We start from the raw sequence: 24037 nt of genomic DNA, 5'->3' as shown, positions 1-24037 counted from the left end.
AGGACAAACACTGCGCATGCGCAAACACCGCCACTCTAGGCCAAAAACCCTGGCCTCGTCGCTGGAATCGGACAAATCAGCAATTTGTGTAGGCCTTCACCGAAGCACTCGTCGGATCAGGCTATTATTGCCCCTTCTCCAAGGACTCAGGATCAAGGAAACGTTATGCGTATCGGTTTGCTGTCACCTCTGGCCCTGGCCCTGCTGGCCGGTTTTTCCCTACCGGCCCAGGCCAGTTCTGACGACTCGTGCTACCCCGACTGGCGGGTATCGCGTGACGGCTACGAGCCGTGCAGCAACCAACCGTTTCTCAGCCCTGGTAACGACAGCCGGGTGAACCTGCGCCTGTTGCTGGCCGACAAAAAAGCCGCGCCCCTGGCCCCCAATGCCTTGGGCGAAGACGACTTGGCCCAAGGCTTCGGCCCGGTGCCGTTTCCGGTGTATCGCCTGGTGCCGGTTGCGGCCACGGCTGAGGAGCCAGATAACAAGGCTGACGATTCACGCACAGCCGAACTCGACACGCTGCTCCAGCCCCTGGGTATCAAGCGCGAGGAGTACAAGACCGCAGGCCAGGCCTTCCTGAATGGCGAAGGCAGCCGTTGCCGCAGCAATGACGATGACAGCGCCACGGCGTTTATCAGCCAGGTGATCAAGGCCCAGATGCCGCCCGCCGAGCGCGATGTGTTGGTCAAAGCACGCCTGCAATTACTGACCACCTGTGACTGGAGCCGCCAGGTGGTGGACGCACAGCTGACCCCCTCGGCCAACGCCCAGTTGTTTCGTACCTATTTGCAGGCCGCCGGCGATTTCTACAGCGGGCGCTTCGATTACGCCGAGCGCGGGTTCGCCGCCGCCGCCACCAGCGATGTGCCATGGCTGAAGGAAACAGCGCTGTACATGACTGCGCGTACGTCGCTGAATCAGGCCCAGGCCGAAGCCTTCGACGAATACGGCATGCCGCAGCGCGAGCATGTGGATAAGTCGGCCTTGAGCGATGCCGAAGAAGGTTTTCTCAGTTACCTGAAACATTATCCACAGGGCGATTACGTTGCGTCCGCCCGTGGCCTGTTGCGCCGTGTGCACTGGCTGGCGAACGACGACGCCAAGCTTGCCGAAGACTTCACCTGGCAATTTACCGAGGCCACCGACGCCCAGCGCAATGTGAGCGTGGACGAACTGGTGGAAGAGGCCGACCTCAAGTTACTGATGGTCGGCAACAAAGCCGCGAACAGCCCCATGCTGCAAGTGGTCAGCGACCTGATGGCGATGCGCGCACACACTCCGCCGCTATTGAGCCGTGAAGACCTGGATAAGCAAAAGAGCACCTTCGCCACTGAGCCGGCGCTGTTTGACTTCCTGCAAGCGAGCTATGCCCTGTACGTCGAACACCAACCCGACGCGGCCTTGAAGCACCTGCCGGCGGATGTGCCGTCGAGCCTGGATTACTTCGCCTTCAGCCAACAGACCCTGCGCGCCCTGGCCCTGGAAGCCAAGCAGGACTGGAGGGCCGCCGAAGCCCTGTGGCTGCAACTGCTGCCGCTGGCCAAGCAGCCGCTGCAACGCGACCAACTGGAACTGGCCCTGGCCATGAATTACGAGCGCAGCGGCCAATTGGCCAAGGTGTTCGCCGCCGACTCGCCGATCAGCGCCAAGCAAGTGCGCTACATCCTGCTGCGCAACGTCGCCAGCCCCGACCTGCTGCGCCAGCAGATCGCCAACGCCAGCGACCCGATCGAGCGCCAGAGTGCGCAATTCGTGCTGCTCTACAAAGACCTGCTGCGCGGCCAGTACGCCACCTTCGCCGATGACCTCAAGCAGGCCTCGCTCTCTGACGACAAGCTCGGCACCAGCCTGGGCTACACCTATACCAGCGGCCAGACCTTGAAGCTGTTCCAATGGAACGGCGACAAGGCCGAATCCGGCTACGCCTGCCCAAGCATCGCGCAAACCGCCGCGACCTTGCAGGACGACGCGAAAAACCCGCACGCCTTGAACTGCTTCGGCGAGTTCATCCTGCGCAACGGCCTGGACGGCATGCCGTTGGAACAACCGCGCGCCGCCGGCAGCCTGGGCAGCACCGCCTCGGACTTCAAGGGTGAAACCTTCTCGCGTCTGGACGGCTACAAACAGGTGATCGCCAACGCCAAGGCGCCGAAAACCGACAAGGCCTACGCGTTGTTCCGCGCCATCAACTGCTACGCGCCGGCCGGCTACAACAGCTGCGGCGGCGAAGATGTTGCGCCAGCGGTGCGCAAAGCCTGGTTCCGCCAACTCAAAACCGGTTTTGCCGATACCCAGTGGGGCAAATCGCTGCAGTACTACTGGTGAAGTCGCTGTGGCTGGGCTTGCTGTTGCTGGCAAGCCCGGCTTTTGGCGCCGTCGACGCCCGCGACTATGACGCTTTCTGGCTGTGGAGTGGTGTCACGCCGCAGCCAGTGATCAAGCAGGCAAAAACCCTGTACATCCTGCAAGGCCAGATCAACGCCACCCGCCGCGCGCCCCAGCGCGGCGTACAACTCATCGCCCAGGGCATGAGCGTGCCGCGCATTACTCAAGGCCACGTCTGGGTGGTGTACCGCGCCCACACCCTGCGCTGGCCGGAACGGGTCTACACCCAGGTGCTGGGCCAGGTGCAACGCTGGCGAGACGCCGGCAACCCAGTGATCGGTATCCAGATCGATTTCGATGCCCGCACCCAATACCTGCACGAATACGCCGACTTCCTGCGCGACCTGCGCCAACGCCTGCCCGCCGACCTGCGCCTGAGCATCACCGGCCTGATGGACTGGAGCAGCAACGCCGACCCGGCCGCCATCGCCCAGCTCAAGGGCGTGGTGGATGAAGTGGTGGTACAGACGTATCAGGGGCGTCACAGCATCCCGGATTACGCGGCGTATTTGCCGCGGATGAATCGGCTGGGGGTGCCGTTCAAGATTGGCTTGATTCAGGGCGGGGAATGGCAAGAGCCGGGATATTTGCAGTGCAATGAGTGGTTTCGGGGGTATGTGGTGTTTTTGCAGAATCTTTGAAGTTTGGTAACACCTGTAGGAGCGAGCTTGCTCGCGAAAAACGTCAACGATAACGCGTGTTTCCTGATTGAACGCGGCGCCTGTGAGTTTTTCGCGAGCAAGCTCGCTCCTACAAAAAGCCATTAGGGCATCGAGCCGATTTTTTGCAGGTGGCCTTAGAGACTTGGATGATATAAGTTACCTCTACCGCTTTAAAGGGTGATATATCATGCAAGAAACAGCCAAGCCCTACCCCCACAAAGGGTACATCTCAGAGAGAAGCGATGAACTGATGAGAGGTATCGGCAACGGTATCGAAATAGCCCGCATTCGTCGTCGGTTGAAAATTTCCACCATATGCAGCCGCGCGGGCATTACACGGCAGACGTATCAGCGGCTGAGACAGGGCGAGCCCGGCGTCTCCCTCGGCGTGCTGATGAATGTGCTGAGCGCGATGGACTTGGAAGAAGGTATGGCGAGCATTGCGTCACCAGAACTTGACCAGGTTGGCATTACCATGAGCCTCGCCCGTGAGCCTGAGCGAATTCGCACTGAAGGAGAACCCGATGTCCTGGAAGCCGATTGGTAGTGCCTTTGTTTTTTCAGCTCACTTAGTCGGTGACCCGGTCCCTGTTGGCGAGGTGGCCATGCATGGGAATGGATTCGTTTTTCGCTACGCCAACAGTTGGCTCGCGCGGCCCGACGCATTTGCGATTGACCCGCTGAGTTTGCCACTGACCCCTAACCAGTATTCCTCAACGCGCATGTTTGGAGTGCTCGACGACGCAACGCCCGACAATTGGGGCCGGCGTGTTCTGCTGGCGACCCACAAACAGCATCCACAAAACGAAGTTGAATGGCTACTTGCCTCGCGGGGAGCAGGAGTGGGTTGCCTGCTGTTCAGTGCGTCACGAAGTCAGCTGCCACCCCTGCACCCCCCCCCGCAATTTGAAGACCTTGAGAAAATCATGGTGGGCCTTGATCGAGTCGAGAAGGGTGACGTCGACCTGCCTGCGGAAATCGCACGGTTATTCGAGTTTGGGAGTTCCATGGGCGGCGTCAGGCCGAAGGTCACCGTGACCCATGAAGGCAAGGAATGGATTGCTAAACTCGGCCGTAGCGACGATGTGTTCGATCAGCCACGGGCGGAATTCGCCAGCCTTCAAATGGCGGATGCAGCAGGCCTACCCGCAGCCGGGCACAAGTTGGTAGAGGTCGCCGGCAAACCGGTGTTGATGGTCGAGCGTTTTGACCGACATGAAGGCGCTGGCCGCGAGCACTATGTCAGCTGCAACTCTTTGGTAAGCACAGAGAAGCCAAGAATGCGGGTTGATGCGGCTGACGGTGCCGTTTCCTATTCCAGGATCGCCGACGTGTTGAAGAAGGTCTGCGACGATGCCACCTTTGACATGCGCGAGCTTTACAAGCGTATGGCCTTCAACGTGCTCATCGGCAATAGCGACGACCACCTGAAACAAACCGGGCTGCTGCTGACCAGCGCCTCGGGTTATTCCCTTGCGCCAGTATTTGACGTGTTGCCCCACCCTACCCAACTAGGCTTGCAGGCGCTCATCATCGGCAATGAAGGCCGGGTATCGTCTGTCAGTAATTTGCTGAGTACGCCTGAACGCTTTGGGTTGGGGGCGGATGAAGCAAGGTCCATCGTCACGGATATATATGCCGTCGTGCGAGAAGCCTCCGGCTTTTTCGAAGCGGCAGGCTGTAGCGGTGCCGAGGTGCGCATGCTTTCCAATGTGTGTACACGATTTGCAGCGGACCTGGTGTAGGACGGCAACAGAGCGCACCCTTGAAGGGTGCGCGCCGCAGCCAATATCACCTAAACGCTAAGTTACCAATCGTACGTCAGGCTCGACACCACCGTACGCCCTTCCCCGTAGTAGCAATCCAGATCACTGGTGCACTGCGAGACGTAGGTCTTGTTGCTGAGGTTCTGCACGTTCATCGCCAGTTTCACGCCCTTGAGCTTGAGCGGCGAGGCGCCCAGGTCGTAGCTCAGGCTTGCATCGTAGACGCTGTAGGACGGCACGTTGAAGGCGCCTTCGTAGTAGTCGCCCAGGCTTTGACGGGCGTAACGCACGCCAAGCCCTGCACCCAGCCCCGCCAAGGGCGTGTCGCCGAGCACGGTGTAGTTGACCCACATCGAGGCGGTGAGTGGGGAGATGCCGGCCGGGTGGCGACCTTGGCGGCCATCGTTGTCCTTGGTGTATTTGACGTCATTGCGCGCAGCCGAGGCGACCACGTCCCAGGCATCGCTCAAGACGGCCTTGGCTTCCAGTTCAACACCTCGCGAGCGCAGGGCGCCGCTTTGGGTGCTGAAGGTGGTATCCACCGGGTTGGTGGTCAGCACGTTTTCCTGGTCCAGTTGGTACACAGAAGCCTGGATGAAGCTCTTCTGGCCCGGTGGCTGGTACTTCACGCCGACTTCGTACTGTTTGCCGGTGGAGGGTTCGAAGGGTTTTCGGTTCGCATCGGTGCCGGCCAGCGGAAGGAAGGATTCCGAATAGCTGACGAAGGGCGACACGCCGTTATCGAACAGGTACACCAGGCCCGCACGACCGGTGAACGCCTGGTCTTTGCTGGCAAAGCGGGTGTCCTGTATCGGCTCCTTGTTCACCACATTCGCCCAGTCGTAGCGGCCACCGAGTACCAGCACCCATTTATCCAATTTGATCTGGTCCTGCAGATACAGGCCGGTCTGGGTAATGGTGCGATCCCAGCGGTACGGTTGGCCGAAGTTCAAGGGCTGGCCGTACACCGGTTTGAACAGGTCAATGATCGGCGGGTTGCGGTCATACAGGCCATGGAACTGCGAGTTGGAATGGTAGTAGTCCAGGCCAACGATGAAGGTATGGGACAGCGCGCCCGTGTCAAATTCAGCCTGGGCGATGCTGTCCACGCCGAACACTTTGTTGGTCTGCGACCAGTCCACGCCGAAGCGTTGCAGGTAACGCTGGTCTTGCACGCCGGTGTTTGGGTTGGCGACGAAGCGGTAGCCGTGCAATGGCGCGGTGTAGCGGTCGTCGACCTCGGCGTAACGGGCGTTTTGCTTGAGGGTCCAGATGTCGTTGAGGCGATGGGAAACTTCGTAGCCCAGCACGTATTGCTCGCGGTTGTACTGGTTGACGCCCGGCTCGCCGATAAACACATCGCGCTTGATCTTGCCGTTGGGGTTGTCCCACAGCGTGCCGGACGCCGGCAGGCCTTGGGCTTCGGGCACGCCTTTATCTTTCTGGTATTGGGCGAACAGGGTCAGGCTGGTGTCGTCGTTGGGGCGCCAGGTGAGGCTGGGGGCGATGAACTGGCGCTTGTTTTCGACGTAATTGATTTCGTCTTGCGCGTCATTCGCCAGGCCGGTCAGGCGGTAGAGAAACTGGCCCTCCTCGTCCAGCGGGCCGCTCAGGTCGATGGCCGCGCTTTTGTGTTCGTAGGTACCGGCTTCCAGTACCACTTGGTGTATCGGGGTTTCGCTGGGGCGCTTGCTGACCATATTGACGATGCCGCCCGGCTGGTTCTGGCCGTAAAGCACTGACGCCGGGCCTTTGAGCACTTCGATGCGCTCCAGGGAATACGGTTCGATCTGCAACGCGCCCCCGGTGCTGCCACCGCCATAAGGCAGGTGCAGCCCGTCCAGGTACAGCGGCGTGGGCGAGAAGCCGCGTGACGTCGGCTCATCGAACAATTTGACCCGGTCGGCAAAACCGCCGGCGCTCATGCCTGGGGTGTAGAGCAACGCCTGGGTGACACTCTGGGCGCCGCGTGCCTTGATCTCGGCGGCGGTGATCACGTTGATGGTCTGGGGGATTTCCACCAGCGCCGAGTCAGTCTTGCTGCCCGAGGCGCTGCGCTTGGCGACAATACCGTCCACCGGACCCCAGGCGCTTTCCTGCTCTTGCCGGCCGCTGATCTGGGTCGCGCCCAACTGCAAGGCTCCGTCGCCGGAAAGGGCCTGCAACGACCAACCGCCCTGGGATTGCACCGCCGCCAAACCGCTGCCCGCCAGCAAGCGCTGCAACCCCGAACCTACGCCATAACGCCCTTTCAAGCCGGCGCTGCGCTTGCCTTCGGTGAGCGTAGCGTCAACCGACAGCAGGATGCCAGAAGCACTGGCGAAACGGTTCAACGCCTGGTCGAGGCTGCCCGCCGGAATGTCATAGCTGCGCAGCGCTTCGGTGCTTTCCTCGGCTTGAACCATGCTCGGCAGTACAGGAGCCGCCGCCAGCAGGCCGGCAAACAGGCCACGACGCAGCGCGCGGGCCAAAGGTTGGATTGGGTGGTGCGACATTGCATGACTCCCCGTGAGAACGCTTCTTGATTGGCTTTCAAGAGGTATCCCGAACGGGCCACAAAAACCGACAAGCCCTGTACAAAGTATTTTCAGACCCGCGCCTTGATCGTTACCCAGTAACGGGTCACCGCCTGCACGTGCACGGGCAATGAACGCTCCAAGGCCGACAGGATCGCGTCGGTGTCGCTCAGCGGGAACACGCCGGTCAACAGCAGGTTCGACACCGCCTGATCACAGCGCAACAGGCCAGGGCGATACCGGCTCAGTTGCGCCACGAACTCACCCAACGGCTGGCGCTCGGCAACCAGACGATGCTCGGTCCAACTGCTGGCATTGGCGCTCACTGCCGGCAACGCGGTGCTTTGACGGGCGTTGAACCACAGGCTGTCCCCCGCCTGCATATGCACCGGCGTGCCCTGCAACGGCGTGACCCGCAGGCGACCTTCGTACAAATCCACACGGCTGCCGTCGGGCAGTTCACGTACCGCAAAGCGCGTGCCCAACGCCTGCACATCGCCGGCTGGCGTTTCGACGATCAACGGGCGCGAGGCGTCGTGGCCGCTGGTCAGCAAGACCTCGCCACGGATCAGCCGAATACGCCGTTCGGTAGCGCTGAAACGCAGGTCTACGGCACTGTCACTGTTGAGGTCCAGTTGCGTGCCGTCGCTCAAGGTCATATGGCGAATTTCGCCCGTGGCGGTACGCAGCTCTGCGAAGGCCGCTTGCCAGGGCTCGCTGCGTTGCACCAGATAGCCGCTGCCACCGGCCACCAACAACAGGCCGAGCAGTTTGAGCGCGGCACGGCGTTGGGTATCCGGGGTGTCGCGCAATACTGCGCGAGCGCTGTCGGCAGGTACGCCGCCGAGGGTGTGTTGCAGCTGCTGCAAGCGCTGCCAGGCGCGACGATGCTCCGGGTCAGCGGCCTGCCACCGGGCAAACGCCTGGCGCTGCTCGCCCTTGAGCTCACCGCCCCATTGCAGCATCAACCACTCGCTGGCTTGCTCAACAATCGCGGGGGCAATGGGCGCGTCGTGCTTCATTCTTCGTACACCACCTGGTAGCAGGCGACGATGGCACGGGTCATGTACTTTTGCACCGAGCTGACGGTGACGCCCAGGCGCTCGGCGATTTGCGCATAGCTCAAGCCTTCGAACTGCGACAGCAAAAACGCACGGCGTACATTGTCGGGCATGCGGTCGAGCATGGCGTCGATCTGCATCAGGGTTTCGAGGATCAGCGCGCGGGTTTCCAGGGACGGCGACTCGGGCTCGGGCAGGTGCGCGATGCTTTCCAGGTAAGCACGCTCGATGCGCAGGCGGCGCCATTGGTCGATCACCAGGTTGCGGGCGATCTGCGCCAAGTAGCTGCGGCTTTCCTTGTCACCCGGGAAACGCCCGGCCACCAGCAGGCGCAAGAAGGTATCCTGCGCCAAATCGGCGGCCTGTTCGCGGTCGCCCAGGCGCTTGCGCAACCAGCCTTGCAGCCAGCCGTGATGGTCGCGGTACAGGATGTGAAGCTGTTGCTGGCCGTCAGTCGCGCTGCCCATGAAAAGCTCAGAAGTGTTATTGAGAGCAATTATCATTACATCTTATTTGGCGACTGACAAAAACTCTTTGTTGCTCAGCGCCCAGCGGTCTGCAACGGGTACACCGACTCCCACCCTCCTCCCAACGCTTTGTACAGCCCGACCATAGCCAATGACACGCCGGTGGAGCTTTCCACCCACTGCTCCTGCGTTGCCAGCAACGCGCTCTGCACGGTGAGTACATTGACGAAATCCGCCACGCCTTCGACGTACTGGTGCTGTGCGGTGGTGAGGGCGATCTGGTTCTGGCGCACGGCTTCCGCGAGGCTGTCGCGGCGCAGTTGGCTGGCGTTGTAGCGGGTCAGTTGGTCGTCGATTTCATGCCAGGCACGCAGCACGGTTTGCTGGTAGGCCAGGGCCGCCTCCTGTTGCTGGGCTTCGCGTAAATCCACCATGCCTTGCAGGCGCCCGCCGTTGAACAGCGGCAGGCTCAATTGCGGGCCGAAGGCAAAGGCGCGGGAACCCCAGGAGCCGAAATCCGAGAGTTGCATGGCTTGGGAGCCGAGGCTGCCGGACAGGGTGATGCGTGGGTAAAAGTCGCCCTTGGCCACGCCGATGCTGGCAGTGGCAGCGTGCAGGCGCGCTTCGGCCTGGCGGATGTCGGGGCGGCGCTCGGCGAGTTCCGATGGCAGGCCGATCGCGACCTGGCGCTGGGTTTGCGGCACAGGGGCGTCTTTGGACAACTGCGCGTGCAGGGCCTGAGGCGGCTCGCCCATCAGCAGGCTCAGGGCGTTGATCAACTGGTCCTGGCGCTGCTGTAGATCCGGCAGGCGCGCTTCGATAGCCGCGACCTGGGCGGCGGCTTCGGCCACATCCAGGTCGGTGGCCACGCCGTCGGCCAACCGCAACTGCGAGAGCTTGAGGCTGTGGCGCGCAACGTCGAGGTTTTGCTCGGTGACAGCGCGGGTGTTTTGCACGCCGCGCAGTTGGATATAGTCCTGGGCGGTCTCGGCCAGCACCGACAACAACACGGCGCGACGATCGTTTTCGGCAACTTCCAGCGTGGCGTCGGCTGCTTCGGTTTCACGCTTGACCCGGCCCCGGAAATCCAGCTCCCAAGAGGCCGAGAAGCCCATGTCCCATTGGTTGAAGGCCGAGCGGCCATTCTCGCCGGAGGGGTCGCTCAAGCCTTTGCCGCTGTTGCGCTTGCGCTGGTAGGCGCCGCCGGCATCGACGTTGGGGTAGCGCTCGGCCGTAGTCACCTGGCGGATGGCGCGGCTTTGTTGCAGGCGGCTGCTGGCCAGCTTCAGGTCGAGGTTATCGCTGAGGGCGCGGCGCGTAAGGGCCGAGAGCTGCTCATCGTGGAACACGTCCCACCAGCGTTCCTGCAACGGGTCGCTGACGGCGCGGCTGGCGGCTTGGCGGCCCTGGGGTTCGCTCCACTGGCCGACGCGCGGGGCATCGGGCCGTTGGAAATCCGGGCCGACCGTGCAGGCACTCAGGCTGATCAGGCTCAAGGTGAGCCAGGCGAGGTGTCTCATTGCTGGGCCACCTCACGCTGCTGCTCGACGGGCCGGATATCGACGCTGGCTTCCACCGACATGCCGACGCGCAGGCGCTCGGTCAGTGGCTGGTTCGGCTCAAGCACGATCTTCACCGGAATACGCTGTACCACCTTGGTGAAGTTGCCGGTGGCGTTGTCGGGTTTGACCGAGGCGAAGGTCACACCCGTGGCTGGCGCCAGGCTTTCCAGATGGCCTTTGAGCAGTTCGCCGTCAAGACTGTCGACGCTGACTTGCACCGCTTGCCCCGCGTGCATGTGCGACAGTTGGGTCTCCTGGAAATTTGCCACCACATAGGCTTCGGCCAGTGGCACCACCGCAAGGATCTTGCTGCCCGGTGTCACATAGGCGCCGACCCGCACCGCACGTTCACCGACCATGCCATCCACCGGTGCGACAATGCGCGTGTAAGACAGCTGATAACTGGCCATTTCCAGCGCGGCCTGGACGCGCTTGAGTCCACCTTCGGCGGCGTCACGCTGGGCGGTGAGGATTTCCACCTGCTTGCGTTCGGCGGCCAGCACGGCGGTGGATTTAGCCAGGCGCGCAGTGGCCTGGTCGATGCGCGTCTTGGCTTGCTGGGCGTTCTGCACGGTGCCCGCACCGACGCCGGCGAGGTGGTTGTAGCGGTTCAGTTCATGTTCGGCAAAGGCCACTTCGGCGCGATCTGCTGCCACGGTGGCCTGGGCCTGGGCGATCACCGAGCTTTGGCGCTCCAGAGTCGCGCTGGCGTTTTTCAGCTGGGCCTGGGCGACGAGGGTGTCGGCATCGGCGGCCTGGGCGGCGGCGCGAAAATCGCGGTCGTCGATCAACGCCAGCAGTTGCCCGGCTTTGACACGCTGGTTGTCTTCCACCAGCACTTCCTTGATGAAACCGGCAACGCGGGGGGCGACCAGGGTGAAATCAGCCGCGACGAAGGCGTCGTTGGTGCTCTGGTGCTTGCTGCCCAGTACGCCCGGGGCGACCAGGTAAACCAGCACGCCGACGGCAAATACAGCAATAACGGAGACGGCAATTTTGTCTTTGCGTTTCATGGAAAGTCCTTGTGGTCAGGCCGGAGCGCGAGGCGGATAGATCCGCGTGGGCATCCAGAAAATCAGCAGGATCAACGCCACCGCGACACCGGCCATGACGACGTAAAGATCCGAAGAGGTCAGCACCACGGTCTGCTCGTGCAAGCGGTGGGCGAGGCCCGGCGCGTCAGCGTCGGCAAGGGGCGAATTGCCCAGGCGGTCCACCAACATGGTTGAATGGAAATGCCCGCGCTGGGTGGTCAATGTATCCAGCACCGCAGTGGCGATCACAGCAGCCAGGCCCTTGACGGTATTGAACCAGGCCGAGGCGAACGGCCCTTCGATGGGCTGGATGCTGCCGGTGGACAGCATCAGCAGCGGCAACACGGCCATCGGCTGGCCGAAAATCTGCAGCAGGTACCAGCCATAAAAGTCGTCGCGAATCCACGCCGAAGTCAGGTGTGAACTGCCGAGGCAGCACAGCACCAACATACTCAGGCCAATGCCCAGCACCCAGCGGCAATCGACCCAGCGCAGGTTGCACAGCGCCGCCACCAGCGGCAGCGCGATCAACTGCGGCAACGCCATCAGCAGCATCACCGGTGCGGTCTGCAGCGGCCGGTAGCCCTGGACCTGGGCGAGGAAACTGGACGGGATGATGATCACCGAGGTCAGCACCATCAGCACGCCAGCCAGCACGATCAGGGCAAACGCCAGGTTGCGCAGGCCAAGCATCTGCAAGTTGAAGAAGGGCAGCGGCTGCGACCATTCGTTGAGCATGAACAGCACCAGCAACACTGTGCCGCCACACAGCAGGAAGGTAATCAGGCCCGATTCGAACCAGTCCAGGCGATTGCCCTGCAACAAGCCGATCACCAGCATGCAGATCGCCGGGAAGCCCAGCAGCAGGCCACGCCAGTTGAATTGCTTGAAGCGCTCCAGGCGCAGCGGGTCTTGTGGCAAGCCGTAGGCCACGGCCGCCATGGCCAGCAGGCACGGCGCGACGATCTGCCAGAACGCCCACTGCCAGCCGACGTATTCGGTCCATAACGCCGCCAGCGGCGTGCCCAGGCTGGGGCCGAAGGTGGCGGTGAGTGCGTAACCGGCCAACCCGTACAATTTGACGTTGGCCGGCAAGAAACGCAGCGCCACGGTCATCAGCATCGGCGGCAGTGCGCCACCGGCCAGGCCTTGCACGGTGCGCAGCAGCAACAGGCTTTCGTAGTTCGGCGCGAACGGGCAGAGGATGCCCAGCACGGTGAACAAACCGATAGCGCACAGGGTGAAGCGACGCAGGGAAAACGTCACCGAACACCACGGCGCGAAGGCCATGGCCGCGACCGAAGTGGCGGTGTAGGCCGCGACCAGCCAGGTGCCTTCGTCAAAACCGATGTACAGCGCACCGCGGATATCGGCGAGGGCGACCTTGGTGACCATCTCGTTGAGACCGGAGACCAGCACCGCCAGCAATACGCCAAGCAGGCCGATGATGATGCGCGGTCCGAACACGGGTGGGCTCAGGGCCGTAGGTTTGGCTGCGGCCTGGATAGCGGGGGCAGCGAGGGACGTCATGAACAGGTAACTCGGAATGAGAAATACCTGAGCAGTTTAATCGGGCACTCTCATGACAAAAAGTTACTTGTTGGCAGGTTATAAGTGCGTCAGACGCAACTTTGAACATCAACACTGAACCCTGTGGGAGCTGGCTTGCCTGCGATAGCGGCCTGACAGATGAAAATATGTTGTCTGACGCGCCGCTATCGCAGGCAAGCCAGCTCCCACATTGATTGCGTTCGCTTTATACCGGCTGGGCTTCAAGCCAGGTGGCATGACAGCTTTCGCGCATGGTTTCACGCAGCCATTTATGGGCCGGGTCTTTGTCGAAGCGCGGGTGCCAGGATTGCGCCAGGACTAGGGTTTGCAGTGGAATCGGCAGGGCAAATGCGCGCAGTGGCAGGTTCAGACGCTTGGCGCTCAGGAGGGCTTCCTTGGGTACCGGCAACAGCAGGTCGGAATCGGGCAGCATGAACATCGCACCGTGAAAGCCTGGGGCGATCATGGCCACACGGCGCTCCAGGCCTTGAGCATTCAACGCGGTATCAATGGGCCCACGGGCGATGCCACGCCGGGAGATGCTGATGTGGGAATAGCTGGCAAAGCGTGCCGCCGTGATTTCTTCGTCGAACAACGGGTGGTCTTGCCGCGCCAGGCCGACAAAGGTGGTGGAGAACAGGTTCTGCACCTTCACTTCCGGGCTGGCAGGCATGGTGTTGCTCACCCGCAAGTCCAACCGCCCTTCGCGCAGGGCTTCATCGTCGGTGTCGCCTTCGGGTACGAAACGCAGCTCACACAGCGGCGCCACGCGCTCCATGGTGTCGAACAGCCGCCCGCCATACACGCCGATGAAAAAGTCATTGGCGCGCACGCTGAAACGACGGCGCAAGGTGCTCAAATCAACTTGGTCCGCCGAACGGAACAACAACGCAGCCTGCTCCACCACATTGCGCACCTGGCCTTGCAGCTCAAGCGCCTTGGGCGTCGGCACCAGGCCACGGCCGGCACGTACCAGGATCGGGTCACCGACCGCTTCACGAATACGCGTGAGGGTGCGGCTCATGGCGGCCGGGCTCAGATTCATCCGCCGTGCGGCGCCCACCACACTGCCCTCGTCGAGCAACGCGTCGAGGGCGACCAGCAGGTTCATGTCCGGTAATTGCATGCCAAGCACTCGTGGTCCGTTGAGAGTGAACTGGGCGCAATCCTAGCAGGCTTTATCGGGTTAGAAAGGCGCATCCCCCTGAATCGTGGTGCGGTACAACTTGCGCCGCAGGTGGCTTGGGCAACCGGCGGCCAGGTGGATCAGCGAGCGGTTGTCCCAGAACACAAGGTCGTGGGGCTGCCACTGGTGGCGGTAGATGTTTTCCGGCAGCACGCTGTGGGCGTAGAGCTGGGCCAGCAGGTCTCGGCTTTCGTCATCGGGCAGGCCGACGATACGGGTGGTGAAGCCCTCGCTGACGAACAGCGCCTTACGGCCGTTTTCCGGGTGGGTGCGCACAACGGGGTGCACCACTTCGGCAACCTGAGCGAGCTGTTCGGGGGTAAGGGTTGGGCGCCAGTTGCCTTCGAATTTGGTCTCGCTGTAGCGCGCCGTGTAGGAATGCGCGGCGCTGCGGCCTTCGACGGCGTTGCGCAGGTGGCCTGGCAGGTGCTCCCAGGCTTTGTGCATATCGGCGAACAGGGTGTCGCCGCCTTCAGAGGGCAGTTCCTGAGCATGCAGCATTGAGCCCAGGCTAGGCAGTTCTTTGTATGACAGGTCCGAATGCCAGAACTTGCCCGCATCCCCCAGGCCGATGGATTGGCCGTTCTCGATGATGTTGGAGACGATCAGGATTTCAGGGTGGTTGGCCAATAGGAATTGTTTGAGCACATGGATTTGCAGCACACCGAAACGGCGGCTGAAGGCGATCTGTTGTGCGGGGGTAATGCGTTGGTCGCGGAACACGATGACATGGTGGTCCAGGTGAGCGCGATGGATGCGGGTGAAGTCCTGGTCGTTGACTGGGCGGGACAAGTCCAGGCCGATGATCTCGGCGCCTACACTGCCGGGGAAGGGGCGGATGTCGAAGGTTTGGGGGGCGGTGGTGGCAGACATTGGATTCATTCCCGGCGGACAGGGGAGTGAATTTATAGGCATAAGGATGGAAGCTTAAATACCGTTAGCGCATATGGATATGGCGTTTGGTTTGAGCTGTAGCGTGATGCTGACGGCCTCATCGGGGGCAAGCCCCCTCCCACATTTTGATTTGTGAACCCATTCAAATGTGGGAGCTGGCTTGCCTGCGATGAGGTCGGTACAGGCGCTGAAGATCAACGCTCGTGCAACGCCTCGGCCCGCGCCTTGATGATCGGCTTGAGCAGGTAGCTGAGGATGCTTTTCTTGCCGGTGATGATATCCACCGAAGCGACCATGCCGGGGATGATCAGCAGCGGCTTCTCATCGGTGCCCAAGTGGCTGCGGTCGGTGCGCAGAGTGATCATGTAGTAGGTGGTCTTCTTGTCTTCATCGGTGATGGTGTCGGCACCGATGCGTTCGAGCTTGGCTTTCAGCCCGCCGTAGATGGTGTAGTCATAGGCGGTGAACTTGACCACCGCTTCCTGCCCTGGGTGCAGGAAGGCGATGTCTTGCGGGCGGATCTTGGCTTCTACCAGCAGGGTGTCATCCAGCGGCACGATTTCGACCATGTCGCTGCCCGGCTGGATCACACCGCCAACGGTGTTGACCAGCAACTGCTTGACGATCCCGCGCACTGGCGAGGTAACCAGGGTGCGGCTGACCCGGTCTTCCAGCGCGCGGCCGGTGGACTCTGCCTTGTTCAGTTCAGTACGGGCTTCGTTGAGTTGGGTCAGGGCTTCGCTGCGGAATTTGCCGCGGGTTTCATCGATCTTGCGTTGCACTTCCTTGATCGCCGATTCAGCACGCGGGATCGCCAGGGTGGTGGCATCCAGCTGCCCACGGGTTTCCATTTCGGCGCGCTTGAGGCGCAGCACTTCTACCGGCGACACCGCACCCTGGGCCACCAACGGCTCGGACATGTTGATTTCCTGGCGTTGCAGGGACAACTGGCTGCGGTATTGGCCCTGCTTGGAGGTGAATTCGCGCAGTTCCTGTTGGCGCTGGACGAGTTGCTCCTGCAAGCCGCCGACTTCGTCTTTCAACTGCTGGCGGCGGCTTTCGTACAAGGAGCGCTCGTTGGCGGCCTGGCTCGGCGCGGCCTTGAGCACGTCGTCGGGGATGTTCAGCGGGCGGTCATCCACCTGCGCGCTCAAACGCTCGACGCGCAGTTGCATGGCCAGGCGCAGGGCTTCGGTTTCGCCGGCGTTGGAGACAAACCGCGTGTCGTCGAGACGAATCAACGGCGCGCCGGCTTCTACGATCTGGCCTTCCTTGACGTACAGCTCGGCGACAATACCGCCTTCCAGGTTCTGGATTTTCTGCAATTTTGACGACGGAATCGCCTTGCCGTCGCCACGGGTCACTTCGTCGATCTGGGAGAAACCGGCCCACACCACCAGGAATATAAAGAACGCGATGATCGCCCAGATGGTCAGGCGGATCACCCGCGGCGCATCTTCGATCAGCGCCTTGTTGACCTCGGGCAGCGGCTGGCCCTGCAGCGAATCGGAGCCTTTGAAGTAGCGGCCGACCGCACTCTTGATGGAGTTAAGCAACACTGATCTGCCCCTTCTTCAACGCTTCCATGACCACGGCTTTCGGGCCGTCCGCGAGAATCTGCCCACGGTCGACCACCAGCAGGCGGTCGACCAGGGAGAGCAGTGAGGCTCGGTGCGTGACCAGCACCACGGTCTTGTTTTGCACCACGGCTTGCAGGCGTTGCTTCAAGCGTTCTTCACCGGTGTTGTCCATGGCGCTGGTGGGTTCGTCCAACAGCAGCATGGGCGGGTTGAGCAGCAGCGCACGGGCCAGGGCGACGTTCTGGCGCTGGCCGCCGGACAGGTTCTGCCCACGCTCGCCGACTTGCAGTTCGTAGCCTTGGGGATGCAGGCGGGCAAATTCGTGCACGCCGGCCAGTTCGGCAGCTTGCAACACCATTTCATCCTCGACGTAGCGCGCACCGCTGACCAGGTTGTCGCGCAGGGTGCCGGCCAGCAATTGAATATCCTGGGCCACATAGCCTATGTTGTGACGCAGCTCGCTCACGTCGATCTGGCGCACGTCCACGCCATCCACCAGCAAGGAGCCGGAGTCGGGCTGGTAAAGGCCAACGATCAGCTTGGCCAGGGAGCTTTTGCCCGAGCCGCTGCGGCCGATGATGCCGATTTTTTCCCCTGGCTTGATCACCAGGTTGATGTTTTTAAGCGCCGGGTTCTGCTGGTTCGGGTAAGTGAAGTTCAGGCCCCGGCACTCGATGGCGCCTTGCAGGGTGCGACGGCTCATGGGGCGCTCTTCGAAGTTGCGCTCCTGGGGCAGCTCCATCATCTGGTCCACCGAGGTCATGGTGACCTTGGCTTGCTGGTAGCGCGTGAGCAGGCCCGACAACGAGGCCAGCGGGCTCAAGGCACGGCCACTGAGCATGTAGCAGGCAATCAGGCCGCCCATACTGAGGTTGCCGTCGATGATCTGGTACACGCCGAACACGATCATGATTACGCCAGCCAGTTGCTGGATCAGCAGGGTCATGTTCATCGACAGGCCCGACAGCAACTTCACCCGCAGCTCAAGCCGGCTCAGGGTGCCGATGGTCTGTTCCCAGCCGTACTGACGCTCGCTCTCGGCGTTGTTGACCTTGACCGCATCGAGCCCGGCGAGGGTTTCGATCAGGCTCGACTGGCGCTCGGCGGCCAGCGCCATGGTGCGCTCCATGGTCGCGACCAGGGGCTTTTGCAAGGCGTAGCCGATGCCTAGGGCCAGAGGGAATGCCAGCACCGGAATCCACACCAGGTGCCCGCCGAGGATGGCGATGACCAGGAAGATCAGCAGCGTAAACGGCAGGTCGATCAGGCTGGTGAGGGTCAAAGACGCGAGGAAGTCGCGCAGGCTTTGAAACTCGTGGATGTTTTGCGCGAAGCTGCCGACCCGCGCCGGGCGGTACTTCATGGACATGCCGACGATACGCTCGAACAACGTGGCCGAGATGATCAGGTCGGTTTTTTTACCGGCCAGGTCCAGGCAAAGGCTGCGCAGGCTTTTGAGGATCAGGTCGAACAGGTAGGCACCGCAGATGCCCACGGCCAGCACCCACAGGGTAGCGGTGGCCTGGTTCGGCACGACGCGGTCGTACACGTTCATCACGAACAGCGGCGCGGCCATGGCGATGATGTTGATCAGGAAGCTGGCGGCGATGGCGTCGGTGTAGAGCCAGCGCGAACGCATGAGGGTGTCACGGAACCACGAGCGCGCCCGTGGAATCAGGCTGCCGTGGTTGACGTCGAATTTGTGTTGCGGCTGTGCAAAGAAGACTTTGCCGATGTAGTCGTCGGCCAATGCTTCGCGCTTGATCAGCACTTCACCGCCGTCGCTTTCACTGAGCAGGATCCGCGCTTGATCTTCGCCCTGCCAGCCGACCAGCACGGTACTGCGACCGTCCTTGAGCAACAGCAGCGCCGGCAATGCAATGGTCGGGATCTGATCCAGCTTGCGTTGCAGCAGCCGGCCTTGCAGCCCGGCCCGCGCAGCGGCACGCGACAGCAACTCGGCACTCAACCGTTGCGAAGGCAGCGGCAGGCCGGTGGTGAGCATGGCCGCACTGGCCGGTTTCTGATGCAGGGCGCAGAGCGCCAACAACCCGTCGAGTAACGGGTCATCGTGCAGTGCGCGTGGATCATGACTGAGATGAACTCGACTGACTTCAGGTTCCACGCTGCGCACTCTCGACTAACAGATGGGGCTATTGGGGTGGCTCAATTCATCCCAGGCAGTTGGACTTTAGGTTTCACGTCGTTCTGCACGACGGAGGCCATTGGTGCAACCACTCCCTGGCTCTTGAGCAATTCGCCCATGGTCGCCTTGATTCGGTACTGAGTAAATAACTGAATGTTCTTGATTTCTTCCAGGCGGCGGGAAGCAGTGAACAATTCATTCTCGCTGTCGAGCAAATCCAACAGAGTACGTTGACCAAGGCTGAACTGTTGCTGGTAGGACGTGCGTACGCGGGTGCTGTGATCCACGTACTGCTGGGCGACCGGCAATTGCGCGTTGGCGTTGTTCAGGGCGTTCCAAGCCAAGCCTAGCTCTTCATTGAGTTGGCGCAAGGCGTTGTTGCGGATGTCGAGCGCCTGGTTGGCCTGGTAGGACTTCGATTGCAGGTCGGCCTTGTTGCTGCCACCGGCGAACAGGTTGAAGCGCATGCGCACCATGGCTTCCCAGCCATTGCTGTGGTTGGGATCACCTGAGACGTTGTTGTCGGCGTTGGTGCCCAGTTCAGCGTCAAAGCGCGGATAGAATGTGGATTTGGCAGCGTCGTACTGCTTCTCGGCGGCAGAGATATCCGACTCGGCCGAACGCAGCACCGGGCTGTTGTCGAGCATCTGACGGCGCGCTTCGTTCAGGTCGGCTGGCAGCATGGCCATGAACGGGGCCGGACGCTCGAGTTCGTCGGGCATCTGGCCGACGGCGCTGAGGTAGTTGACCTGCGCGTCGGCCAGGTTTGTCTGCTCGGTGATCAAGTTGTTGCGGGCCTGAGCCAGGCGCGCTTCGGCCTGGTCCTGGTCGGCACCGTTGCCGACGCCACGCTGGGTGCGCAACTTGATCTGATCGTAGATGCGCTCGTGGTTGCGCAGGTTGTCTTCGGCCAGGCGCACGAACTCACGACGGGTCAATACTTCCAGGTAAACCTGAGCAACGGTCAGCGCAGTGCGCTCGGAAGTCCCCAGCAAGGAGTAAGCGCGGGAATTAACGTTGGCTTGTTGACGCCCGACTTCGCTGGAGGTAGCAAAACCGTCAAAAATCATTTGCTGCAGGCGCAGGCTGGATTCGCCGCGGTTGAGCGTCTCCCAGTGATTGCCGCCAGGGTTATTGGCACGGCTGGTGGCATTGTCGGTTCCTTGGCGGCCGTAACCGGCGTTCAAGTCGACACGCGGCAGGTAGCCACCTTGTGCGGCGCGCAATTGGTAATCGGCGGCGATGCGGCTGTTAACACCCGCCTGAATTTCCGGGTGTACGTCCAATGCCTGTTGCATGGCTTGGGGCAGTGTCTGGGCTTGTACGAAACTGGCGGCGAGAGCGAACGGTATTGCCTTGAACAGGTGCAGACGCATTTAAAATTTCCCCAAGACTTCTTGTCTTAAATCACAGCGATTGGCACCGCTGCGTCGGATAATGGCTACCGTAATGACCGTACGTCGGAAAGTTCGAAAAGCGGAACTGCTTCACACATGTAGGACGGTTCGCCGCATAAATATCAATGTGACATTACTAGGGCGATTGTTTAGGATGGCGACCATAAGGTCAATAGTTTGGCACAAACTAGATAGCTAAAAAATCCAGCCAAATATTTGACGTCAATGCATTTATAGACTACGCCCCCAGATTGGCAGCGCTAATAGCGCGCTGCGAAATGGATTTGTCGAAACGGATCGCCGGAGAAAATTTTAATGAGCAGTGTTGTTGCCACCGTCAAAAGCATTGTTGGTCAAGTTTTCGTAATTTCTCCGGAAGGTACTCGTCGCGTCCTCATTGAAGGTGATCGCTTGTTCGCGGGCGACCAGATCGACACCGGTATGTCGGGCGCCGTGAGCCTGGAGCTGGCCGACGGTCGCATCCTGGACCTGGGCCGTGACACCCAGTGGAGCGCCGATATGCCGGACTCCACCACCGACCTGGCGGCGGCCAGCGAGCAAGCCGCGCCATCGGTGGCCGAGTTGCAACAAGCCATCGCCGCCGGCGCTGACCCGACCACCGACCTGGAAGCCACCGCAGCTGGCGCAAACGCTGCCGGTAACGGTGCCGCCGGGGGTGGCCATAGCTTCGTGGTGCTGGATGCGACCGCCGGCCGTGTAGACCCGACCATCGGCTTCCCCACCGCCCCTATCGGCCAAGGCACTTCAGCACTCAACGCCCTGAGCGGAGCACCAGGCTCGGCGGACTCGGGCAACCAAGTGCTGCAGCCTTCGACCTTGACCCTGAGCGCGACGCCAACCATCACCGAAGCGGGCGGCGTGCTGACCTACACCGCCACCGTGACCCGGCCTTCCACCAGCGATCTGACCGTCACTTTGACCAATGGCGCGGTGATTACCATCCCGTCGGGCCAGTTAACCGGCACCGTGAATGTACCTCTGGCCCCTAATGACAGCCCGTACATCGACCCGGGCCAGATCAGCGTCGGCGTTACCGGTACCACCGGCGGCGGCAACCTGGTATTGACCATCGACCCTAACCCGGCCGTGACGCAGATCACCGATACCATCGACACCACCACGGTCACTCTGACCGCTGGCTCGACCGTAACCGAAGGTGGCCAGATCACCTACACCGCCACGCTGACCAACCCGGCACAAACCCCGGTGAACGTCACCTTGAGCAATGGCTCGGTGATCACCATCAAGGCTGGCGAGTCGACAGGTACCGTTGTGGTCGATACTCCGGCTAACGACGTCTATAACAACGGCTCGACCGTCAGCACCACCATTACCGGTGCAACGGGCGGCAACTTCGAGAACCTGGTACCGAATACCACGCCTGCGGTCACCACCATTACCGATTCGATCGACACCACCACGGTGACTCTGACCGCTGGTTCGACCGTCACCGAAGGTGGCCAGATCACCTACACCGCCACCTTGACCAACCCGGCGCAGACCCCGGTTAACGTCACCTTGAGCAATGGCTCGGTGATCACCATCAAGGCCGGTGAGTCGACAGGCAGCGTTGTGGTTGATACACCGGCTAACGATGTCTACAACAATGGCTCTACCGTCAGCACCACCATCACTGGTGCAACGGGTGGTAACTTCGAGAACCTGGTACCGAATACCGCGCCTGCGGTTACTACCATCACCGATTCGATCGACACCACCACGGTAACTCTGACCGCTGGTTCGACCGTCACCGAAGGCGGCCAGATCACCTACACCGCCACCTTGACCAACCCGGCGCAGACCCCGGTGAACGTCACCTTGAGCAATGGCTCGGTGATCACCATCAAGGCCGGTGAGTCGACAGGCAGCGTTGTGGTTGATACGCCGGCTAACGACGTCTACAACAACGGTTCGACGGTCAGCACCACCATCACTGGTGCAACGGGCGGTAACTTCGAGAACCTGGTACCGAATACCACGCCTGCGGTCACCACCATTACCGATTCGATCGACACCACCACGGTCACTCTGACCGCTGGTTCGACCGTGACCGAAGGCGGTCAGATCACCTACACCGCCACATTGACCAACCCGGCGCAGACCCCGGTGAACGTCACCTTGAGCAATGGCTCGGTGATCACCATCAAGGCCGGTGAGTCGACAGGCAGCGTTGTCGTTGATACGCCGGCTAATGACGTCTACGTCAACGGCAGCACCGTCAGTACGACGATTGCGAGCGCGACTGGCGGCAATTTCGAGAGCCTGGTGCCGAGCACCACGCCAGCGATTACCACCATTACCGATTCGATCGACACCACCACTGTGACGCTGACAGCGCCAACCGAGGCGAACGAAGGTGGGCAGGTTACGTATACCGCCACGCTTTCCAACAAAGCGGGCACTGATGTCACGCTGAAGTTGGATAACGGTTCCTCGATCACCATCAAGGCTGGCGAGACCGTTGGCACCGTAACTGTCCCTGCGCCTACCGATGACGTATTCATCGATAAGAGCACGCAGACCGTCCAGATCACTGAGACCTCTGGCGGCAACTTCGAGAAATTGGAAGTTGCAGGCAATGGCGCAACCACCACGATCAACGACACCCTCGACAAGGTTGATGTGGTGCTGACGGCGACCACTACCGTTGGTGAAGGCGGCAATATCGTCTACACCGCTAGCCTTGTGGATAAGAACGGCGCGCCGGTGACTAACATCACCAACCCGTTGACCGTGACTTTGGATAACGGTCAGACCATTACTATCGGTGTCAACCAATCTAGCGGCACCGTTACTACCGTGGCGCCAGACGATATTTATAAAGGCGATCAGACCGTCACTGCTGCTATCAAGGGCGTGACCGGCGGCGAGCATTTCGAGAACTTGGTTCCTGGTACTACCCCGGTTAATACCACCGTTACGGATACACCAGGCACTGACAACACCACTACGGTGACGCTGACCGCTCCGACCGAAGCGAGCGAAGGTGGTCAGATCACCTACACCGCGACCTTGAGCAATAAGGCCGGTACTGACGTCACGCTGAAGTTGGATAACGGCTCTTCGATCACCATCAAGGCTGGAGAAACTGTTGGCACCGTAACCGTGCCTGCGCCTACCGATGACGTGTTCATCGACAAGAGCACCCAGACCGTCCAGATCACCGAAACCATCGGCGGCAACTTCGAAAAACTGGAAGTTGCAGGTAATGGCGCAACCACGACGATCAACGACACCATCGACAAAGTCGATGTGGTTTTGACGGCCACCAACACTGTTGGCGAAGGCGGCAATATCGTTTACACCGCCAGCCTTGTGGATAAAAACGGTGCGCCGGTGACCAACATCACCAATCCGCTGACCGTCACCCTCGATAACGGCCAGACCATCACCATTGGCGTAAACCAATCGAGCGGTAGCGTTTCGGTTCTGGCTCCTGATGATGTGTATAAGGGCGACCAGACCGTCACTACTGCTATCACAGGCGTGACCGGCGGCGAGCACTTTGAGAATCTGGTCCCAGGTACCGATAACGTCACCACAACTGTGACTGATACACCGGGTACCGATAACACCACTACCGTGACACTGACCGCTCCGACCGAGGCGAACGAAGGTGGGCAGATCACCTACACCGCGACCTTGAGCAACAAGGCCGGTACTGACGTCACCTTGAAGCTGGATAACGGCTCTTCGATCACCATCAAGGCTGGAGAAACTGTTGGCACCGTAACCGTGCCTGCGCCTACCGATGACGTGTTCATCGACAAGAGCACCCAGACCGTCCAGATCACCGAAACCATCGG

At 61.1% G+C, this 24037-nt stretch carries 16 protein-coding genes; 5 read left to right on the top strand and 11 right to left on the bottom strand.

The genetic code is table 11. The annotated features are described in order from the left end of the window. The first annotated feature begins 165 nt into the window (after positions 1-165). The 4 genes from GIW04_RS02970 to GIW04_RS02955 all read left to right on the top strand — a co-directional run bounded on the left by GIW04_RS02970 (position 166) and on the right by GIW04_RS02955 (position 4795). The gene (locus GIW04_RS02970) at positions 166-2328 is read left to right on the top strand and encodes an outer membrane assembly lipoprotein YfiO (RefSeq protein ID WP_120247774.1); all 2163 of its coding nucleotides are present in this window, start codon (positions 166-168) and stop codon (positions 2326-2328) included. Next, positions 2325-3029: a DUF3142 domain-containing protein gene (locus GIW04_RS02965; RefSeq protein WP_120247773.1), complete on the top strand. Its 705-nt coding sequence runs from the start codon at positions 2325-2327 to the stop codon at positions 3027-3029. Before GIW04_RS02970 ends, GIW04_RS02965 begins: the two co-directional genes overlap by 4 nt. 208 nt (positions 3030-3237) lie before the next feature. After that, complete coding sequence (locus tag GIW04_RS02960; RefSeq protein WP_003187457.1) at positions 3238-3597, top strand: helix-turn-helix domain-containing protein; 360 nt, start codon at positions 3238-3240, stop codon at positions 3595-3597. Further along, positions 3539-4795, top strand: a complete 1257-nt coding sequence (locus tag GIW04_RS02955; protein WP_236269833.1) for a type II toxin-antitoxin system HipA family toxin — start codon at positions 3539-3541, stop codon at positions 4793-4795. The genes GIW04_RS02960 and GIW04_RS02955 overlap by 59 nt, the downstream gene beginning before the upstream one ends. A 62-nt stretch (positions 4796-4857) precedes the next feature. On the opposite strand, the gene GIW04_RS02950 is transcribed toward GIW04_RS02955, so the two are convergent. The 11 genes from GIW04_RS02950 to GIW04_RS02900 form a co-directional block, all read right to left on the bottom strand. Continuing rightward, on the bottom strand, positions 4858-7311 hold the full coding sequence (locus GIW04_RS02950) for a TonB-dependent siderophore receptor (protein ID WP_094774276.1): 2454 nt from the start codon (positions 7309-7311) through the stop codon (positions 4858-4860). Between the two features lie 92 nt (positions 7312-7403). Further along, positions 7404-8354, bottom strand: a complete 951-nt coding sequence (locus GIW04_RS02945) for a FecR domain-containing protein (protein WP_120247771.1) — start codon at positions 8352-8354, stop codon at positions 7404-7406. Continuing rightward, a complete protein-coding gene (locus tag GIW04_RS02940; protein WP_120247770.1) occupies positions 8351-8860 on the bottom strand; it encodes a sigma-70 family RNA polymerase sigma factor in 510 nt (169 codons plus the stop codon). Before GIW04_RS02940 ends, GIW04_RS02945 begins: the two co-directional genes overlap by 4 nt. 74 nt (positions 8861-8934) lie before the next feature. Further along, entirely contained in the window at positions 8935-10380 is a 1446-nt protein-coding gene (locus GIW04_RS02935; RefSeq protein ID WP_120247769.1) for an efflux transporter outer membrane subunit, read from the bottom strand. Continuing rightward, the gene (locus GIW04_RS02930; protein ID WP_120247768.1) at positions 10377-11435 is read right to left on the bottom strand and encodes an HlyD family secretion protein; all 1059 of its coding nucleotides are present in this window, start codon (positions 11433-11435) and stop codon (positions 10377-10379) included. Before GIW04_RS02930 ends, GIW04_RS02935 begins: the two co-directional genes overlap by 4 nt. Positions 11436-11450: 15 nt before the next feature. Next, the gene (locus GIW04_RS02925; RefSeq protein ID WP_120247767.1) at positions 11451-12986 is read right to left on the bottom strand and encodes an MFS transporter; all 1536 of its coding nucleotides are present in this window, start codon (positions 12984-12986) and stop codon (positions 11451-11453) included. Between the two features lie 226 nt (positions 12987-13212). Further along, a complete protein-coding gene (locus GIW04_RS02920) occupies positions 13213-14133 on the bottom strand; it encodes a LysR family transcriptional regulator (protein WP_003187445.1) in 921 nt (306 codons plus the stop codon). 60 nt (positions 14134-14193) lie between these two features. Then, entirely contained in the window at positions 14194-15066 is an 873-nt protein-coding gene (locus GIW04_RS02915; RefSeq protein WP_034135883.1) for a TauD/TfdA dioxygenase family protein, read from the bottom strand. A gap of 215 nt (positions 15067-15281) precedes the next feature. Further along, positions 15282-16646, bottom strand: a complete 1365-nt coding sequence (locus GIW04_RS02910; RefSeq protein ID WP_003187442.1) for an HlyD family type I secretion periplasmic adaptor subunit — start codon at positions 16644-16646, stop codon at positions 15282-15284. Beyond that, the gene (locus tag GIW04_RS02905) at positions 16636-18792 is read right to left on the bottom strand and encodes a type I secretion system permease/ATPase (RefSeq protein WP_003187441.1); all 2157 of its coding nucleotides are present in this window, start codon (positions 18790-18792) and stop codon (positions 16636-16638) included. The genes GIW04_RS02910 and GIW04_RS02905 overlap by 11 nt, the downstream gene beginning before the upstream one ends. A 41-nt stretch (positions 18793-18833) precedes the next feature. Next, positions 18834-20189, bottom strand: coding sequence for a TolC family outer membrane protein (locus GIW04_RS02900; protein WP_034135884.1), 1356 nt, complete (start codon positions 20187-20189; stop codon positions 18834-18836). Positions 20190-20525: 336 nt separating this feature from the next. Between GIW04_RS02900 and GIW04_RS02895 the strand changes: the two genes are divergently transcribed. After that, the coding region (locus GIW04_RS02895; protein WP_236270228.1) for a retention module-containing protein at positions 20526-24037 on the top strand (3512 nt) is incomplete at its 3' end.

It is taken from the genome of Pseudomonas sp. PA-4-8C (genome assembly GCF_021606625.1).
Lineage (GTDB): Bacteria > Pseudomonadota > Gammaproteobacteria > Pseudomonadales > Pseudomonadaceae > Aquipseudomonas > Aquipseudomonas lactis.
The sequence above is the reverse complement of the archived record's forward strand: the minus strand, read 5'-3'. Positions and strand labels throughout refer to the sequence as shown.

Excerpts from the sequence above, each read along its gene's own strand:
- GIW04_RS02970 (WP_120247774.1), top strand. The coding sequence starts at position 166 with ATGCGTATCGGTTTGCTGTCACCTCTGGCCCTGGCCCTGCTGGCCGGT.
- GIW04_RS02960 (WP_003187457.1), top strand. The coding sequence starts at position 3,238 with ATGCAAGAAACAGCCAAGCCCTACCCCCACAAAGGGTACATCTCAGAG.
- GIW04_RS02950 (WP_094774276.1), bottom strand. The coding sequence starts at position 7,311 with ATGTCGCACCACCCAATCCAACCTTTGGCCCGCGCGCTGCGTCGTGGC.
- GIW04_RS02945 (WP_120247771.1), bottom strand. The coding sequence starts at position 8,354 with ATGAAGCACGACGCGCCCATTGCCCCCGCGATTGTTGAGCAAGCCAGC.
- GIW04_RS02940 (WP_120247770.1), bottom strand. The coding sequence starts at position 8,860 with ATGGGCAGCGCGACTGACGGCCAGCAACAGCTTCACATCCTGTACCGC.
- GIW04_RS02935 (WP_120247769.1), bottom strand. The coding sequence starts at position 10,380 with ATGAGACACCTCGCCTGGCTCACCTTGAGCCTGATCAGCCTGAGTGCC.
- GIW04_RS02930 (WP_120247768.1), bottom strand. The coding sequence starts at position 11,435 with ATGAAACGCAAAGACAAAATTGCCGTCTCCGTTATTGCTGTATTTGCC.
- GIW04_RS02925 (WP_120247767.1), bottom strand. The coding sequence starts at position 12,986 with ATGACGTCCCTCGCTGCCCCCGCTATCCAGGCCGCAGCCAAACCTACG.
- GIW04_RS02920 (WP_003187445.1), bottom strand. The coding sequence starts at position 14,133 with ATGCAATTACCGGACATGAACCTGCTGGTCGCCCTCGACGCGTTGCTC.
- GIW04_RS02915 (WP_034135883.1), bottom strand. The coding sequence starts at position 15,066 with ATGTCTGCCACCACCGCCCCCCAAACCTTCGACATCCGCCCCTTCCCC.
- GIW04_RS02900 (WP_034135884.1), bottom strand. The coding sequence starts at position 20,189 with ATGCGTCTGCACCTGTTCAAGGCAATACCGTTCGCTCTCGCCGCCAGT.